The organism is Caballeronia sp. BR00000012568055 (assembly GCF_029439455.1).
In the GTDB taxonomy this organism is placed as follows: domain Bacteria; phylum Pseudomonadota; class Gammaproteobacteria; order Burkholderiales; family Burkholderiaceae; genus Caballeronia.
On record NZ_JAQFVG010000236.1, the window covers coordinates 1 to 1,809 of the forward strand.

Consider the following 1,809-nt stretch of genomic DNA (forward strand, 5'->3'; position numbering starts at 1 on the left):
ATGCGTGGGTCATGCTATGCACGCGAGCTGTCCGCTCCTGTCGCAGGCGCTGCAGGCAAAAGCGCAAGCGGCGGTCTACGTGGTGTCGGTGACCGATCTTCGTGAGAAGTATCGCCTCAAGCTGAAGGAAGCTGGCGAGTTGGCCTCGGTGCCGGCAAATCTGGCTGCAAAGCGCGTTGAGATGCTGGCTATCGCCGATGAGGTGGGCAAGCTTCGACGTGCGCTGCAGTTAGCGACGGAACTCGCTGCGAGCAAGCCGCTCCTGGATGCAGCTACATCAGGGTTGGAAACCGCACAAGCGGAAGTCCGCTCGATCGCAGAAGAGGGCGCCGCGAGATCGGCCAAGTACGAGTCCGAGAAGACCCGTATGACCGCTGAACTGGCTCGCATCGCCGATGAGGTGACGCGTCTGGCAGCTGTCGATGTGACGGCCGCTATCGCGAAGCTCGATCGCGATCTTGCTGCGAACCGCGAAGTCCTGGCGTCGCTCGATGGCCGGATCGAAGCATTGATCCGTTCGCAAAGCGTGCTTCAGGCGGAAAGCGAAGCATTGACCCGTGAGTTGGAGAAGTTCTCCGCGACGCAATTTCGAGCGGATCGCTTGTCGGATGAGATCGCGCAGTGGAAGCTGCTGGCGAAGGGACTCGGCAACGACGGCGTGATTGCACTCACCATCGACGACGCGGGGCCGGCGCTGACCCATACCGTCAACGAGCTTTTGCTCGCCTGTTACGGCATGCGCTTCACGGTCGAGATTCGCACCCAGCGAGCGCTTGCCAGTGGTGAGTTGCGCGAGGGGTTCGAGATCCTTGTCCACGATGCTGATTCCGACAGCAGCAAGTCAGTGTCAGTGATGTCAGGTGGACAGAAGGTATGGATCAACGAATGTCTCACGCGCGGCATTGCGCTTTATCTGGCTCAGAACACCGGCCAGCCGTATCAGACCTTGTTCAGCGACGAGTCAGACGGGCCGTTGGATCCGCAGCGCAAAGTGCAGTTCATGAGCATGAAGCGCGAGGTTCTGCGCCAGGGTGGCTATCAGCGGGAGTTCTTCATCTCGCAGACGCCCGATCTGGTCGCTGAGGCCGATGCAGTAATCGACGTTCAGGCGCTCGCTGCCTGAGTTTATCAACCCTTGTGGGGGAGTTGCCCCACAAGGACGCTCCTCCGTTATTTTTTTAAGGAGCCTTTGATGGCTTATTCATGCACTGACCTCGTTGATGATGTCCTGAACGACATGCTCGGGCGAGGCTGGATCAAATCCTCGCAGTATGGACCGGAAGACACCGGCGCTCAGGCAAGCGCGGTGATGGCGGCGATCGGTGAGGCGGATCATGCGCTGTGCCTCGCGGCCGACGCGAAGCAGTTTCATGCCGAGCTAATCGATGCGGTGGAAACACTCACCGGCATCGGGGAACAGCACGGCGTGTTGGCGCTCGCCAACATCCTGTACTTGCACATGGCGCTCCTCAACGACACGTTCATTGAACTGTCGGTCGAGGACGCGCAGTCGCTGGCGTTTGTCAGGGCATTGCCTTCGGGCGCACGATGGTGGGCACGCGTAAAAGTGCTCGACGCGTCCACACACTGACCAACTCGCTAATTCTCATTTCTCATCACCCTTGCGAGCAAGCGGCCCGCGAGGGTCTCTCCGCATCGTCTGTGGAGTGTTTTCAGCACAGCGGGGACATGGCCAAGCGCGGGCAATACTTCACGCGATACGCGCAGAAGCTGAATCTCACGTCCGCCGAACTGGACGTTCACCTCATTTCGCGAGCCGATAGTGACGCGGACCATAAAGCGCTTTTG

General features: G+C 59.6%; 1 protein-coding gene and 1 pseudogene. Both read left to right on the forward strand.

Features of this window, described 5'->3' with window-relative positions; all coding sequences use genetic code 11:
* Positions 1 to 1,123: pseudogene (locus P7F28_RS10625) on the forward strand (SMC family ATPase); the annotation flags it as partial.
* A 69-nt stretch (positions 1,124 to 1,192) separates the two neighbouring features.
* The gene (locus tag P7F28_RS10630; RefSeq protein WP_277184445.1) at positions 1,193 to 1,591 is read left to right on the forward strand and encodes a hypothetical protein; all 399 of its coding nucleotides are present in this window, start codon (positions 1,193 to 1,195) and stop codon (positions 1,589 to 1,591) included.
* Positions 1,592 to 1,809 lie beyond the last annotated feature (218 nt).

Coding starts and splice junctions, on each gene's coding strand:
- P7F28_RS10630 (WP_277184445.1), top strand. CDS start 1,193: ATGGCTTATTCATGCACTGACCTCGTTGATGATGTCCTGAACGACATG.